Source organism: Amycolatopsis sp. NPDC041971, assembly GCF_055588925.1.
This window is the reverse complement of the sequence record NZ_JBVJCE010000009.1, coordinates 206,914-222,390: the sequence shown is the minus strand read 5'-3', so window position 1 is coordinate 222,390 and position 15,477 is coordinate 206,914. Positions and strand designations below refer to the sequence as shown.

Below are 15,477 nucleotides of genomic sequence, written 5' to 3'. Positions count from 1 at the left end.
GCACCCGCTTGATCGAATCAACCCCCAGATCACCCTCCAATTCCATATCCAAACCCAAAATCTCCACCGGATAACCCGTCAACTCCGACACCACCGCCAACAACGAATCCGTCAAATCCGCGCGCGGCTCCGGAAGCGGCTCACTGCGCGGTGAAGGAATCGCCGAAGCGGTGCCGCGGCCACCGGCGCTTTCCACGACCTCGCGCAACGTCCGCAATTCCGCCAACCCCGCCATATCCTGCTCCGGCAAACCACCTACCCGCTCACGCAAAGCCGCCAGAATCTGCACCCGCTTGATCGAATCAACCCCCAGATCACCCTCCAATTCCATATCCAAACCCAAAATCTCCACCGGATAACCCGTCAACTCCGACACCACCGACAACAACGAATCCGTCAAATCCGGACCCGACCCGGGAACGGTGGCCGGGGCGGGGGCGTCGATGACAGCGGTCGCGCCGTTCAGGTGCCCGACCGCCGTGGCGGCGGGCTCGAAGGCCGGGGCCGGCTCGCGAACCGGTTCGCGCATCGGCACCGGCGGAGCGGGAACCGGTTCGGGAACCGGTTCGGGTGCCGGAGGCTCGGCGGCCGGCTGGATACGCTCGGGAGCTTCCGCGAGCGCCGCGGGTTCAGCGGGTTCAGCGGGTTCAGCGGTACTGCCCTGCCGCGTCGTCGACCACCGCAGGCCGGCACCGCTGTCGCCGTGGCCGGTGATCGGCGTGGTCGCGTACTCGCCGCTCGTCCCTTCCCGTTGTCCCAGCAGGCCGTTGAGCGAGGTTTCGGACAAGCGCAGGAACGCGAGATGGGCGTCGGTCACCATCTGCTGGTAGGCCGCGTGGGCGTCGGCGGTCTGCTGCTGGGTGTTCTGAAGCACCGTGAGCCAGTCGTCGTCGAGAAGGCCCGGCAGGTCGGGCAAGGGCTTCAGCGCGGGCGGGAGGCCGTTCGGTTCGTTCGGCTGGGTGGTCGTCGGCACGGCGTGGCTTCCGTTCTCCTCGGGCTTCACGGTTTGCGGTGCAGGAACCACCGGAGTGGCGGGAGGTGCGGGCGGCCGAGGCGGGTTGGGGTGCGGCAGTTCCCGGTGCCCGCCCGGCGGCGGATAGGGCCGCCCGTGGTTGCCGCCGTCGATCGGCACCGCCATCGCGGGACGGCCGGGCCGCGCTTCCGTCCCGGGGATTTCCTGGTGCGCGGGACCGTACGGTTCCCAGAAAGCCTCGAACGCGAGGTCGACGCCGTCGACGGTCAGCCGCGCGAGTCCGTCCTGCAGGCAGGTGAGCCCGTCGCGGCGCGGGCGATCGAGCTCCACGGCCGTGTGCGGCCTGCCGTCCAGGATCCGGCCGACCAGTCGGGTGAGCGTGGCGCCCGCGCCGACCTCCACGAACGTGCGCACGCCGTCGGCGTACATCGCTTCCACGGTGTCGGTGAAGTGCACCGGCGACACCACGTGCTCGGCGATGCCGCGGCGGACGGCGCCGGGTTGCACGGGATGGATCGCTCCACCGGCCTTCCCGTAGACCGGTATCCGGGGCGCGGAGACGTCGAAGTCGTCGAGGAACGCGGTCAGCTTCGGCACCGCATCGGCCACCAGCGGGCTGTGGAAGGCACCGGAGGTGGCCAGTTCGCGGCTGGTCACCTTGCGCTCCTCCAGCATTCGCGCGAGTTTCGTGACGGAATCGCGGTCGCCGGAGACAGTGACCTGCCGGGGAGCGTTGTGGTTGGCGATCACCAGGACGCCCGGATCACCCAGTTCGTCGATGGCGTGCTGGACGTCTTCGGCCGTCGCGGCGACGGCGAGCATGGCACCGGGAGTGTGCTGCGCCGCCTCCCGCATGAGCAGGCCACGCCGCCGTCCCAGCCGCAGGAGCGTCTCCGCGTCGAAGGCGCCCGCGTGGTGCAGGGCGATCAGTTCACCGAAGCTGTGGCCCGCCGCGCAGTCCGCGGTGAGCCCGAGCTCTCGCAGCACCGCGAGCAGGGCGGTGCTGTGCGCGGCCAGGGCGGGCTGCGCCCACTCGGTGGCGTTCAGGTGCTGGGCCTGCTCGGCGCTCTCCTCCTCGCCGAAGGCGGGCGGGGGGAACACGACCCGGTGCACCGGCGGTCCGTCCAGGTCGATGGCGGCGGCCCGGTCCCACGCGGCGCGGGCCGCCGGGACGTGCACCGCCACGTCCGCACCCATGCCTACGTACTGGGAGCCCTGGCCGGGGAACAGGAAGCCGACGCGGCCGGGCGTCGCCTCGCCGAAGCGGTAGTACGTGCCGGACGGCAGGGAGATCGGTCCGGCCGGGTTCTGCTCGATCAGCTCGGTGGCCTGGTCGAGCCTGGCCGCGAGGTCGCCCGGGTCGGCGGCGATCACCGCGAGCCGGGCCTCGTCCGACGCCGAGAACTCGCACTGGGTACGCCGGGCCAAGGTGGTGAGTTCGTCGCCGGACTCGCGCGCGGCCGCCGCCAGTTCCCGGGCCCGGTCGATCAGCGCTTCCGCGGTGCCGGCCCCGAGCAGCAGGAGTTCAGTGGCGGCGGCGGGGTGGTTCCGGGGCCGCCGGGCGGCCGTACCGGGCCGCGGCGCGTACTCCTCGAGAGCCACGTGGAAGTTGCTGCCGCCGAAGCCGAAGCTCGAAACCGAGGCGCGACGGGGCTCGTCGGCCGGGCTGATCCAGGGCCGCGCCCGGGTGTTGAGGTAGAACGGGCTGGCGGGCAGCTCGAGCGCGGGATTGGGCCGGTCCACCTTGATCGTCGGCGGCAGCACCTTGTGGTGCAGGGACAGTGCGGCTTTGAGCAGGCCGGTGGCGCCCGCGGTGCACTTGGTGTGGCCCAGCTGCGACTTCACCGAGCCCAGGGCGCACCACTGCCGGTCCGGTCTGCCGGAGTCGTCGAACACCGCGCGCAGGGCGGTGAACTCCGCGCGGTCCCCGGCCTTGGTGCCGGTGCCGTGGGCCTCGACCAGCTCCACGGTCTCCGGTCCGTACCCGGCCTCCTCGTAAGCGCGGCGCAGGGCCCGTGCCTGCCCTTCGGGCAACGGTGCGTAGACCGCGGTGCTGCGCCCGTCCGACGACGAGCCGATCCCGCGGATCACCGCGTAGATGTTGTCCCCGTCTCGCTCGGCGTCGCTCAACCGCTTCAGTGCGAGCATCACCACGCCTTCACCCAGCATCGTGCCGTCGGCGTCGGCCGAGAAGGGGCGGCAGTCGCCGGTGGGCGACAGCGCCGGCGTCTTGCTGAAGCACATGAACATCTCGACGCCGTTCTGGGTGTCGGCCCCGCCGGCGAGCACCAGGTCCGATCGCCCCAGGGCCAGGTCCGCCACCCCGGCGGAGACCGCCGACAGTGAACTCGCGCACGCCGCGTCGGTGGTGTAGTTCATGCCGTGCAGGTCGAACCGGTTGGCGATCCGCCCGGCGACCACGTTCGTCAGGACACCGGGGAAGGTCGCCTCCTGCCAGGGCACGTAGTGCCGCGAGAGCGTGTCGCAGATCGCTTGCGCCGCCGGTTCCTCGACACCCTCTTCGCGCAGGGCTTTGAGCCACACCGGACGTTCGAGCCGGCTGACCATCTGGCCGTACAGCGGCAGGACGGACGCACCCAGCACCACGCTGACCCGTTCCCGCGCCTCGGCGTCCAGCTTTCCCGCGAGGTCGCCGAGGGTCTGTTCGGCCACCATGAGGGCGAGCAGCTGTGCGCTGTCGGTGGCGGCCAAATTGGTGGGCGGGACACCGTAGGCCACCGGGTCGAACGGGACAGCGGGCAGGAACGCGCCGCGCCGCGCGTAGGTCTTGTCGGGCAGGGACGGGTCGGGGTCGTAGAAGTCTTCGGTCAGCCAGCGGCTCGGCGGTACGTCGGTGATGGTGTCGCGGCCGGACACCACCACCCGCCAGAACCGGCCGGTGTCGGTCGCTCCGGGCAGCAGGGCGCCGACGCCGACGATCGCGACGGGCACCTGCCGCTCCCGGGAGAACTCGGTCATGGCCTTCTCCTTCGCTGTGGTCCGTTGGCTCTCGTGGCGGTCAGGAGAGCGGATGGGGCACGAACACCGACGCTTCCGGGGGAACCGGCACGCCGAAGGTGCGCAGTTGGTGTGCGCGGGTGAGCACGGTGGCGCCTTCGAGCAGGTTGAGGGCGATCTGCGCGACCGTCCGATTGCGTGGCGCGGCGAGGAAACTGCCCGCGACCCACCGGTTGAAGGCACCCATCGCGGGGCCGCACCAGATCTGGTAGTCGGCGGTCCGGCTCGGTTCACCGCTGATCGCCCACCGGCTGGACTGGCCCAGATACCAGCGGAAGACCAGGGCCATCCGGTGCCGCGGATCGGTTTCGGCCCGGGTGAGCTGGGCGGGATCCCGGTCTTGCCAGAACCGCCTGGTCTGCTGCCAGACCTCGTCCACCGGCAGCCGGAAGACCTCGCGTTCGAGCTTGGTGCGCAATTCCGCGGGCAAGGCCTCGAGCGCGGGGTAGTCGCGATAGGCCTCGTAGAGCCGGCCCGCGCGCGAGGCGAACAACGTTCCCCTGCGCAGGACCTGCAGCTTGACGCCCATCTCGAACATGTCGGCGGCGGGAGCCATCACCACGTCGGCGAGATCGGCCTCGGCCAGCAGCGCCTTGGCCTGTTCCGACAGGCCCGCCTCGACGGAGGCCTGGTTGACCGATCCGGTCACCACGTAGGCGGCGCCCGCCGCGAAGGCCGCGGCGACCGCGGCCGGGGTGCCGAGCCCGCCCGCGGCTCCCACCCGGATCACCCGGCGATATCCGTGCTGCCGGGTGAGCTCATCACGCAGGCCGAGCACGGCCGGCAGCAGCGCGGTCAGCGGCCGGTTGTCCGTGTGCCCCCCGCTGTCCGCCTCGGCCGTGACATCGTCGGCCAGCGGCACGCTCGCGGCGAGTTCCGCCTCCTCCGGGGTGAGCTGGCCGCGTCCGATCAGCTCGCGCAGCACTTCCCTCGGCGCCGGCGACAGGAACAGCCGGGCGACCTCCGGCCGGGAGAGCTTGACCAGCATCCGCCGCGCCCGCACGATCCGGCCGGTGTGGTCCCGGTGCAGGCCTGCCACGGCACAACGGACGACAGCGGGGGTCAGCGTCAGATAGGCCGACGCGGAAACCGTCGGGACGCCCCGCCGGATCAGCAGGTCGGCGGTGCGCTCCTCCAGCAGCGGTTCGCCCGGCGCGTGGATCAGGTTGACACCCCAGTTGGCCCGTCCGGCCAGCGCGGTGCCCAGTTCGCCCACCGCCCGCTCGATCGAGCCCAGACCGAGCCCGCCGGCACCGAACACGGCGAGCAGATCGGCCTCGGCGAGGGCGGTCACCATCTGCACCGTGGCGATGCCGTTGGCCATTTCTCCCGCCACATAAGGAAATCGCACACCGTGGTCGGCGCAGAAGGAGCGGTCGCCCAGCCATTCCGGGTACAGCGGCGGCAACGTGCCCAGCACCGGCAGGCCCGCCGGGGGACGGTCTCCGATGAGTACGCCGTGCCCTCGGTCCGGGCCGCCGTCGACCACGTGCAGGGTCGCACGGGGCCGCCGTACACAGTCGGCGATGCCCACCGGGTCGAACGCGGCGGCTTCGCCCGCCGGAATGTCCGGGTGCGTGGCGGTGTTCGGGGCGTGGGCGTGCACAGTCGACCTGCTTTCCGGGAGGAAGGGCGCGGACCGCTCGGCCGCGGGAACGGATCAGAAGCCGGTGGTGGTGGTTTCGTCGATGCCGTCCTGGAGACAACGGGCCAGCACGGCGGGATCGCGGACCGCCGCGGTGTCGAAATTAACGCCGAAACAGCAGATTCCGTCGTAGGTGTGCATGGTGACGGACAGGGCGATGGCGGGCAGCGGGCCGAAGGGGTAGAGCCGCAGGATGCGCGCCCCGGCGAGGCTCAGCGGCGACTCGGCACCCCGCAGGTTGCTGATCTGCACGTCGTGGGCCTGGGTCGTGTGTTTGAGCACGGGCGCGACGACGAACGACGGCAGCACCCCCATCGAGTGCGCCAGCAGCACCGGGGCCTTGCCCGCCCGCTCGGAACGCACTCCGGCGATCAACTCCCGGACCATCCGCATGCGCCGGACCGGGTCCTGCTCGCCCATCGGCATCGCCATCCGCGCCACCGAAAACCCGTTGCCGCCGCGGATCTGTCCGGGGCGGCCGCCCGCGATCGGTATCGCGGTGGCCACTGTGGACAGTGGTACGCCGAAGTGTTCGTGATAGCGCCGGAGTCCACCGAGGACGGCCGACACCACCGCGTCGTTGAGGGACACACCCGCCGCCTTGGCGGCGGCCCGCACACTCGTCAGCGGGGCGTCCGCGGTGACGAACCGCCAGCTACCCGCCCTTCCCTGGAGCAACGGGGACGGTTCCGCCGTGGGCCGGGCGAACACGTGCACAAGAGACTCCACCAGTCTGCCGCCCTCACGCACAGCACGCACCGGGTGTCGCAACGCGCCGGTCGCGTGGCCGAGCAGCTTCCCGCCCACGGCGGCCAGGAAGCCGGTCGATCCGGCCGAGCGTGCCCGGCTCCCCGCTCCGTCGCCCTCGTCCTGCACCAGGGACAGCGCGGGCTGCGGGCGGTCGCTGCCGTACGGCGGGTGCATCAACGCGTCCAGGCACATCAACGCGGCGCCGTCCATGCTGCTGTGGTGGAGCTTCAGCACGTAACCCGCTTGGTCTCCGTTGAGCCCTTCGGCGAGCACGGCCTCCCACAACGGACGGCGCCGATCGAACGGGGTGCAGGCCATCGTCTGCGCCAGCGCCAGGAGTGCGCCGTGGTCGGCGGGTTCGGGCAGGCGTACCCGGCGCAGGTGATAGCCGAGGTCCAGTCGCGCATCGTGCCGCCAGCCGGGATTTCCCACGCCGAGCCAGGTCTCGCTGACTCGCTGGGCCAGCCGGGGAACATCCTTCACGATCCGTTCGTGCTCGGTGACGACGTCCGCCCAAGGCGGCACCCGGTCCAGGGTGTACACGGCAATGATCGTGGAACGCAACAGAGGATCGGCCTCCGCGCGCCACATCACCGTGTCGAGTCCGTTCATCCGCCGTGCCGCACCCCACGCGTCGCTGCCGACGAAACCATCGGGTTGTCCGTTGGACATGACTGCTCCTGCCTACGACGTCGACTTGCCGAGGTCCCGCGCCCGCCCGGAGCCGGTCTCCCTCGGAATCGGGGAGGGCGCGGGCTGCTGCCCCAGCACTTCGAGGTAGAAGTCACGGACTCTCGCGACGCCGCGTTCCAGGCCGTCCTGCTGCCAGCCCGTGGTCTCCACCGGCGCCCCGACCACGACCTCGACGTGCCCGCGACGGGGAACACGCGCTCCCTTGGGCAGCAGGTTCCCCGTGTCGCGGATGACGAGCGGGATCACAGGCACCCCGGCGGCCATCGCGATGACGAACGGGCCCCGATGGAACCGGCCGAGCCGGGGAGTGAGGGACCGGGTGCCCTCGGGGGCGATGGCCAGGGACACTCCTCGCCGAAGCCGTTCCACCGCCGCGGTGATCACCTTCCCGGCCGTGCCCGGTCCGCTGCGATCGACGAAGACGGCGTCACTGAGCCAAAGGAACTGGCCGAACCCGGGAGCCCACTTGAGCTCCTTCTTCGCCAGCGAGGTGAGATGCCGGCGCAGCACCTTGAGCACCACCAGCAGATCCAGCGAGCTGCGGTGGTTGAACAGGAAGACCGCGGGCCGGTGGGCCCACAGGTGGTGTTCACCGCGCACGGTGACCGTCACCCCGGTCAGGGCCAGCGCGAGGTCGGCCACCGTCCCCTGGGCGAGATCGACGGCCTGCCGCCGGTCACGGTTGACCCCCAGGCCGACGGCCAAGGCGGAAGCCATCGCGGCCGCGGTCGCCCCGTAGGCGCTCACCGTCCGCGCGAGACCGGGCAACCCGGGGCCGGAATCGACGCGGAAACGGCAGACCGGCCACTGCCGTTCGCGGGCCACCTGCTGAAGCCTCGGCTGGGGGTTCACCGCGCACGGGTGTCCCACCGCGTCCAGGAACGGTACGTCGGCGGTGTCATCGGCGTAGGCGTAGCTCGCCGTGAGATCCACGTCGTGCCGTGCCGCGAACTTCCGCAGAGCCTCTTCCTTCGCCCAGCCGGTGACCACTTCGCCGTCCACCATCCCGGTGAGCACACCGTTGTGGGTGGCCAATTTCGTGCACAGCACGTGGTCGACTCCGAGTTCCGCCGCCATCGGCGCCACCTGGAACCTCGTCGCGGCGGAAACCAGCACCACGAGGTGTCCCTTGCGCTGGTGCGCCAGAATGAGCCGCCACGCGTCGGGGAACAACCGGGCGGCGATGTCGCGTTCGAGCACTTGCCCCGCGATCTTCTCGGCGGTTCGTTCCGGGGTACCGGCCAGCGCCTTGGCGACTGTACGCACGAACTTCGACACGTCTGTCTCGGTCCAGTCCGTCCGGAGCCGCGACAGGAGCACTCCGGTGAGCAGGGACAGCTCCACCGGAAAAGCGCGCAACCGGCGGTGGAGAAAGGCTTCGACGGAATATCCCCGGATCAAGGTGCCGTCGAAGTCGAACACGGCGGCTGTTCGCGGACCACTGGGGCCCTGTTCGATCTCTTCGAGCCGCTGGTCGACGTCGTTCATCGCTTCCCTTCCTCATCGAACCGGACGGCCAACGCGGCGATCTCGTCCCGGAGCGCCGTCAGCGCGGTCTCGGCGTCGCGCCGCTGCCTGCGCAGCGACATCGGATCCACGTTCGTGGCGAACAGTCCTTCGGCTCGCAAGAAGGCCGTGGCGCGGGAGAACAACGGCAGCGAAACGGATTCCGGGAGCACGCGGTGGTCGTCATCCGGATCCGGCGGTTTGTCGTTGTCCCGCAGGCAGTAGCGGATGAGCATCGTCTCGTCGACCGGCACGGCAGGCGCTTGTAAGGCGAGCCGCGCCGCCACGATGGAGAACCCCTCCGTCACATGACGCAGCACCAGCGGAGCGAACAGGCATGGGACCGCGCGCAGCCGTCGCGAGAGTTCCACCGACGGCAGGTCCCGCCATTCCGTCACGACGAGGTCCGTCTCCTTCGCGGCGAGCGCACCGAGGTGTTCCGCGGACAGGCCGGTCACAGCGCACGTGAGCACTTTCTCCAAGCTCTCGATTTCTTTGACCACCAAGGAATCACGGTTTTCGGACTCGGCAGCCGCGGCTCGCAGCAACGCGATCTCGGCGAGCGCCCGCGGCAGGAACCAGTGGCAGGACATGTTCCGGTAGTAGGCGGCGAGTCGACGGTGTCCGTACGGCAGCCGGTAGGCGGCCCCCGTTCCGTCCCGCTCGATCACTCCCGCTGCGAGCAAGTGCTCCAGCCACTCGCGTACGACGTGGGCCGGAACATGCTCCACCGGCACCGCCAAGGGCAGTTTCCGTTGCCGGACGAATTCCAGTACCCCGTCCAGTCGCCCGCGCAACCGCGGCACCGTCCACGACTCACCGGGCGACCCCAGCAGAACCATCGCGACCAACGCCATCGGCGTGATCGGCGTCGCCTCGTTGATGCGTGCGCACAGCCGCAGCGCAGTCGTCATGACGTCGTCTCCCGTATGGCCCGCCGACGTGTGCGCCGGGCGGCGGGCCGGCCGCAGCGGCTCACCGAATCGCACGTCGACGGCGCCTCGCCGGCGCCGGTGCGCCCACGCCAGCCGCAGGAGCCCGCCGAGGTCCTCAGCCGGCTTGACCGCACCCGCCTGCTGGTCCACCAAGGCGGTGGCTTCGAACAAGTACTCGTAGGTCAGGGCCACCGGAACCAGGGACACCGCCGGAACGGATTCCTCGTCGATCGCGTCCAGGACGTAGCGCAGCAAACCCAACCGCGGCGGTTGCAAGCCGCCGTCGCGGGAACGTCCGCCTTCGATGGCGAACATCAGGTTCTTGCCCTCCCGGAGGAGGTAGGAGACGTAGAGGCGCAGAGCCAGCTTGTAGCAGGCGTCGTCCGGGAAGTGGCGGCGCATGAAAACGAGGTTGCTCCGCCGCCCGAGCGGGCCCAATGGCCAGAACCGCAGGTTGTCACCGGTGAAGATGTAGCTCGGAGCGAGCCCCGACCGGTTCAGGATCCGATTCACCACCAACGAGTCCACATAGGATCGATGGGCGACGACGAACACCGCCGGCCCCCGGCCTGCCAAGGTCTCCGGCCCGTCCGGGGTGGCAGGCCCGGTGCGGATGCGCCAGGGCCGCGAGCCCAGCAGCCACAACAGCGGCCGGAGTGCCTCGGCCGCCCACGGGCGCTCCGCCACCACCAGCTCGTCGAGGTGAGCGGCCAGTTCCCGGTGGACCTCTCGCTCCGTCCGGTCGAGTGCCTTCGCCAGGGACGCCACCGCTTTCCGCGCCAGGGCGGGTGCCAGGACCGCCGATACCGTGGCCTTCCGGTCCGCCCGAGTCTGCTTCCGCACCGTTTTACTGCCTGCGGACATCAGCCCGACCTCCCGGCTCATCACAGATCCCCCGCGGGCACCGAACGGAGCTGACGGCCCCGGCCGCCTTGTCGCACGTCCACCCCTGGCATGCGGCCGTCGAGCACAGCGCCGCGGATGAGCGCGGCGACCCGCTGCGGTGCGTCCCGATGCACCATGTGGCCGGTGCCCGGCAGCATCAACCAGTCCACGGGTTCGACGAGCTCGAGCAAGGGGTCCCCGAACTCCTCGAAGGGCAGCACGCGGTCCTTCTCCGCCAGCACGACGTGCACGGCGTTCTCGTGGTCGTGCCACGGCCGCATCCTTTCGGCTCTGGCCAAAGCGCACAGGGCCGCGATCATCACCGAGCAGTAGGCGGCCGCCCTCAGCTCCAGCACCGCGTCCGGGACATCGATGCGCCGTCCGTCTCGGACCAGGAAGTCGAAGTACGCCCGGCGGACCGGGAGCAGCCGCATCAAGGGTGGCGCGAACGGCGCCATGACGCGGGCCACGGCATGTCCGGCCGCCGAGCGCAGCGCGCCTTTCATCAGGTCCGTCCGTGAGCGCCACGCTCCGGCCGGGGTCAGCAGGACCACGGTCTCGCACCGGCCCCGACGGGCCAGCTCCAGCGCGGTCCACGCGCCGAGCGAATGGCCGACCACCGCCACCCGGTCGAGGCCGAAGTGGTCCAGCCAGTGTTCGGCTTCGTCGGCGTCGGTTTGCGGGGTCGCCCGATCTGCCGGACGCCGCGAAAGCGCTCCCCAGTGGCCGGGCATCGTCGGCGCGATGACCGAAAAGTCCTGTTCCAGCATCGGGAGGACGGGCTCCCAGGTTCGCCAGACCGAGCCGAGCCCGTGCAGCAGCAGCAAGGGTTTTCCTTGCCCTCCGGTGTGGAGGGGAGTCGGCGGTACGCCGCTGGACAACGAAAACACGAGACGATCTCCCCGGATTCCGGCGCTGTCGGACTGACTTCACCGACGCTAACCACGGTCGCTGACACCTCGGCTGACAACGACGCGGACATCGAAGCTGACACCGCGGCTGGACCTGGCGCGAGCACTTCCGGTTGCGCTGAAGGACGGCGAGGCTCCACTGGACTGGCAGCCGCGATCCCGCGAAACGGGTGTCTTCGCACGCAATTCGGGTTGGAGTCGCAAACCACTCACTGAGCACAATCAGTACTCAGAGAATCACTATCCGTGCGACTGAAGGGCCCGCCCGTGCAGATCCTGTGCCTCGGTCCGTTGGTGTTGCGTACCTTGTCCGGCGACGTCGTCGCGCACCGTTCGCTGCGGTCGAGACTGCTCGTCGCCCTGTTGGCGAACCCGGGCAGCACAGTGTCCAAGGATCAGCTGATCCGCGAGCTGTGGCCAGTGCCCCCCGACGATGCCGTCGGCGCCATCCACGCCCACGTGAGCCGGCTCCGGCGCGACCTCGACCGCTGGTGCGGCGGGGGGTTGGTCACCCTCCGGCCGCGGTACCCGGGATACCGTCTCGAGCTGGACGCGCGGGTCGAAGTCGACTCGGCCCGCTTCGAACGGCTGGCGAAGATCGCCGGCCGTCTTCCGCACGGCAACCCGCACGCGATCATGGAAACGGCGCAGGAAGCTCTCGGCCTGTGGCGCGACGAGCCGTTCACCGGGCTGGACGTGGGCATGGAGGGGCAGGCGGCGCGGCTTCGCCTGCAAGAGACCCGGCTTTCCCTGTGGGAAGTCCTGATCGAGAGCGCGCTGGCCGCAGGCCGATGCTCGGAGATCATCGGCGACGCCCGGAGACTCGCTCTGTCGTTTCCGTTCCGGGAGCGGCTCCAAGCCAAGCTCATGGTGGCGCTGTACCGCGCGGGGCGGCAGGCTGATGCGCTGGAAACCTACCACCACGCCCGCTCGCGGCTGGCCGAAGAGCTGGGCGTCGAGCCGACCCCCGCTCTGCAGCGGTGGATGACGGCGATCCTCCGCCACGACACGGTACTGCTGCAGGACTTCTGGCTGTTCGACGAACTGGGGCCGACTGGGTGAAAGCGGCGGCCGTGCTCACTTGACCGGAGTACGGCTTCCCACGACGGGTTCAGGAAGGCGGCACGATCCGGTCCGCCAGACTGGTCGCCTCCGCCCGTACCGTCGGGAGCGCGGACTGCTGGAGGGTGTCCAGCAGTTTCGCCGCCGACCGGCTGTAGTACAAGTCGTCCGGCGACACCCGCTCGACCCGCAGCAAGGTGAGCAGTGCCGTCACGTCCTCACGCCGCGCCACCCACACCTGGGCGAGCGCGACGTACAGATCCACCGCTTCATCCGCCGGACGGTCCTCTTCGGCGTCGGCCTCTTCCGCGACATGAAGGGCGAGATCGGCCTGGCCGAGCCGAAGCATGCACAACGCTCTCCGAGTGGACACCGACGCAGAACCGATGACGAGCTCTTCTCTTGACCCTTCTGCCCGGTCCAAGGCCAGCTTTTCCGCCGAAGCGAGGTACTGTTCACACGTCCGGTGATCACCGCCCATCGCGGCCACCTCGGCCACGGACAAATGCAGGGCGGTCTGGACACCGGCCGGGCCGTCGCGGTGACGGTGGACCGCCCTCAAGGCGATCGGCAACGCTTTGGTGGGATAACCCAGCCGCGCCAACACGTACGCCAGCGCGGGTCCGCATTCGATGTCCGGGGACGTGGGCGAGTGGCGGCCTGCGCGACGCGCGGCCTGATGGACCGCGAAGTAGGCGAGTTCGTGTTCGCCGAGACGCGAGAACAACGACGCCATGAGCAGGAGCATCCGCATATGGGTCCGGCAGGCCGGATTGAGCCCGTCACCGCACTGGCAGGGCAGCACTTCGCACACCTGCCACGACCGCAACAGCAGTTCCGAAGTCTTGTGCCCGACCGGATCGAACCGACGACCGGACGACGCCCAATCCCGCCACAGCCAATCGGCTTCCGTCGCCAGGATGGACACCAACTGCGGGGCCGGCTGCTTTTCCGGCACGTCCTCGGGGCAGGCATCCAGTAGGAACAGGGAACGCCGCAGGTGCTCCGTCAGGGACCCCCTGACCCGTTCACCCGGGCGGTCGCCGGAAACGGCGAACCCCGGCAGCAATTGGGACGAATCGTTCACTCGGAGGACCTCGGACATGCGGACGAGGACTTCGATGCTGTCCATCCGCCGCGAGCCCTTCTCCACCTGGCGGAGCCACTCCTGACTTCGGCCGACGAGCCCGGCGAGCGTCTTGCGGGACAGGCCCCGCCTCCGCCGCAACGCCTCTATACGTTTGCCGACCGTCGATTCATGGAAATCCAACTAGCCCCCCTTCAACGATCACATCTGAGCACATATCGATGCCACAAGCAAAGCCGGAATCATTCGGTCTAAACAAGTCGAGAGCCCCGCAACTATCAAGATCAACACTTTCCGGAAAGGAGCCAGAACAGACGAACTAACGGCGTACACCTCGCGTTGCAGCAGCTCAAGCACCGGCGTGACTGTTGGTTATGACGACGTACCCTATCCGAGATATTTTGGGCCATCTGATATCAAGGAACTTCCCCATCACCGCAGGCAGCCGTCATGCGAACAAGTGAAATCGTCGGGCAGCCATTCTTTTGACAAAGTTCACGCGGTTCACCGGGCCATATCCTGGGACTCGCCGAGGACGAGCCGCGCGGAATTCAGAGAAGTCGCGCGCTTGCACCACCGCAGCCGAACTGAACGCGACCTTCGGCTACGGTTCGAGGTGGTCGCCCCGAGACATACGATCTCGTCGAACCGAGCCAGCGTGTGGACGACGTCGGACACCGGATCCAGGAAGTTCCATGACAAACCGGACAATCAGGCTCTTGGGCGCGGGCTCGTTCCTCGTCGCACGCGCCGCCGTCGCGGCACCAGGGGTGGCGATCGCCGCGCCCACCGGGTGCTCGTCGGAGTACCTCACGAAGGGGACCGGTGCGGAGGCCAGGCGCACCGGCGGCACCGGTACCTTCCGGATCAGAATCGACTGCCGGCAGCCGGGACAATCCGGCACCTACCCGCGCACCGGGATCTGGGCGCACCCGGGGCTGCGGAAGAGCACCATCTGGTGCTACTCCGGCGACCTGACGTCCGGCAAGACCATCAACCACAACACCTGAGCCCTCCGCCCGGGCACGCGGGCTCGGTATCCGCTCCCGGCGAAATCGCGTGCTTCCGCCGGGAGCGGCCGGTGGTAGCAGGGCTTCTCTTGCTCCACCACTCACCCGAGGTCACCTGGAGCCCGGCGCACGGGTTCGCCGGGACTTCCCGGGCCCTGGCCGCCCCGCCGAAGATCACGGAGAACAACGACGTGCTGTCACGCTCCATCGACTTCCCCGACGGGAGCGATTACCTGGCGGCCGATCCGGGTACTAGAAGGATCATGTGGATGGTGCTGGTGATCCCGCTCCTGGTCATGTCGTTCGCGTTGCTGATGGAGCGCGTCGAAGCGAACGTGCCCGACCAGGATCCCAGTCGTGCCCCCGGACCCATTTGAGTCACCGCACGGCACCCGGGCGCACGCGGTCCGGTCGGGCACGTTCGCCCGGGCGGTCGGCAGTGGCTGGTCATCCGCATGCCGTTGAGCCGGTCGGGAGCCGGGCTTCGAACAGTGTCACTGGTTCTTGAGCAGCACCTCGGCGAACTTCGTGGTGAATGGGGCCCAGGTGCGTCAGCACGAGCGCGACCCGGTGCACGTGGCCTGTGTGATTGGTGGGCGACGCTGTTCGGCCGACGTGGGTGCGGTGAAACCACCGCCGATCCCGAGTACGAGAATCGCCGAAAAGATCACCATCCGGCACGTTTGTCATCATCTGTCTCTTTGCAAGGCGCTGCTCGGTCTGGGCCTCGCCTCGTGTAGCCGACCACCGGAGCATCCCCCTGCTCCCCTCACGCTTGCGTGCGCGACGGTTCGTGACGTCGCTTGCAACGCCCCCCGAACGTGTGGTTTCCCCCCGTCGGAGATGCGGGTACATCTACAGGAATCCCGGGATGGGATTACCTGGCCGCGGCGCGACCCTCCCCTAGTTCACGCCGCCTGGCCGCTGTGGGGGGGGGGGGGGAAGGGGGGGGCCGGGGAATTGGCGGCGCGACATGCGGGGGGTCCCCTTTTCTCTCTGTTG

General features: G+C 69.5%; 10 protein-coding genes. 3 read left to right on the top strand and 7 right to left on the bottom strand.

Annotated elements, in window-relative coordinates; translation table 11 throughout:
- From ACZ6DT_RS20035 to ACZ6DT_RS20010, 6 genes are all read right to left on the bottom strand, one after another.
- Positions 1-3,952: beta-ketoacyl synthase N-terminal-like domain-containing protein (locus tag ACZ6DT_RS20035; protein ID WP_465597080.1), on the bottom strand; the 3,952-nt coding region annotated here is incomplete at its 3' end.
- A gap of 40 nt (positions 3,953-3,992) precedes the next feature.
- Positions 3,993-5,597 (bottom strand): PfaD family polyunsaturated fatty acid/polyketide biosynthesis protein, encoded by a 1,605-nt coding sequence (locus ACZ6DT_RS20030; protein ID WP_465597077.1) that lies wholly within the window; start codon positions 5,595-5,597, stop codon positions 3,993-3,995.
- Between the two features lie 54 nt (positions 5,598-5,651).
- Positions 5,652-7,058: a wax ester/triacylglycerol synthase domain-containing protein gene (locus tag ACZ6DT_RS20025; protein WP_465597074.1), complete on the bottom strand. Its 1,407-nt coding sequence runs from the start codon at positions 7,056-7,058 to the stop codon at positions 5,652-5,654.
- 12 nt (positions 7,059-7,070) lie between these two features.
- On the bottom strand, positions 7,071-8,567 hold the full coding sequence (locus tag ACZ6DT_RS20020) for an HAD-IB family hydrolase (RefSeq protein ID WP_465597071.1): 1,497 nt from the start codon (positions 8,565-8,567) through the stop codon (positions 7,071-7,073).
- Complete coding sequence (locus ACZ6DT_RS20015; protein ID WP_465597068.1) at positions 8,564-10,405, bottom strand: 1-acyl-sn-glycerol-3-phosphate acyltransferase; 1,842 nt, start codon at positions 10,403-10,405, stop codon at positions 8,564-8,566. Before ACZ6DT_RS20015 ends, ACZ6DT_RS20020 begins: the two co-directional genes overlap by 4 nt.
- Complete coding sequence (locus tag ACZ6DT_RS20010) at positions 10,405-11,232, bottom strand: alpha/beta fold hydrolase (protein ID WP_465597065.1); 828 nt, start codon at positions 11,230-11,232, stop codon at positions 10,405-10,407. The genes ACZ6DT_RS20015 and ACZ6DT_RS20010 overlap by 1 nt, the downstream gene beginning before the upstream one ends.
- Positions 11,233-11,562: 330 nt before the next feature.
- Between ACZ6DT_RS20010 and ACZ6DT_RS20005 the strand changes: the two genes are divergently transcribed.
- Positions 11,563-12,378, top strand: a complete 816-nt coding sequence (locus ACZ6DT_RS20005) for an AfsR/SARP family transcriptional regulator (protein WP_465597062.1) — start codon at positions 11,563-11,565, stop codon at positions 12,376-12,378.
- 49 nt (positions 12,379-12,427) lie between these two features.
- On the opposite strand, the gene ACZ6DT_RS20000 is transcribed toward ACZ6DT_RS20005, so the two are convergent.
- Positions 12,428-13,648 (bottom strand): helix-turn-helix domain-containing protein, encoded by a 1,221-nt coding sequence (locus tag ACZ6DT_RS20000; RefSeq protein ID WP_465597059.1) that lies wholly within the window; start codon positions 13,646-13,648, stop codon positions 12,428-12,430.
- Between the two features lie 512 nt (positions 13,649-14,160).
- Between ACZ6DT_RS20000 and ACZ6DT_RS19995 the strand changes: the two genes are divergently transcribed.
- Together ACZ6DT_RS19995 and ACZ6DT_RS19990 are read left to right on the top strand one after the other, a co-directional pair.
- A complete protein-coding gene (locus ACZ6DT_RS19995; RefSeq protein ID WP_465597056.1) occupies positions 14,161-14,475 on the top strand; it encodes a hypothetical protein in 315 nt (104 codons plus the stop codon).
- Between the two features lie 71 nt (positions 14,476-14,546).
- The gene (locus ACZ6DT_RS19990; protein ID WP_465597053.1) at positions 14,547-14,852 is read left to right on the top strand and encodes a hypothetical protein; all 306 of its coding nucleotides are present in this window, start codon (positions 14,547-14,549) and stop codon (positions 14,850-14,852) included.
- The last annotated feature ends 625 nt before the right edge of the window (positions 14,853-15,477 follow it).

Excerpts from the sequence above, each read along its gene's own strand:
- ACZ6DT_RS20015 (WP_465597068.1), bottom strand. The coding sequence starts at position 10,405 with ATGAGCCGGGAGGTCGGGCTGATGTCCGCAGGCAGTAAAACGGTGCGG.
- ACZ6DT_RS20025 (WP_465597074.1), bottom strand. The coding sequence starts at position 7,058 with ATGTCCAACGGACAACCCGATGGTTTCGTCGGCAGCGACGCGTGGGGT.
- ACZ6DT_RS20020 (WP_465597071.1), bottom strand. The coding sequence starts at position 8,567 with ATGAACGACGTCGACCAGCGGCTCGAAGAGATCGAACAGGGCCCCAGT.
- ACZ6DT_RS19995 (WP_465597056.1), top strand. The coding sequence starts at position 14,161 with ATGACAAACCGGACAATCAGGCTCTTGGGCGCGGGCTCGTTCCTCGTC.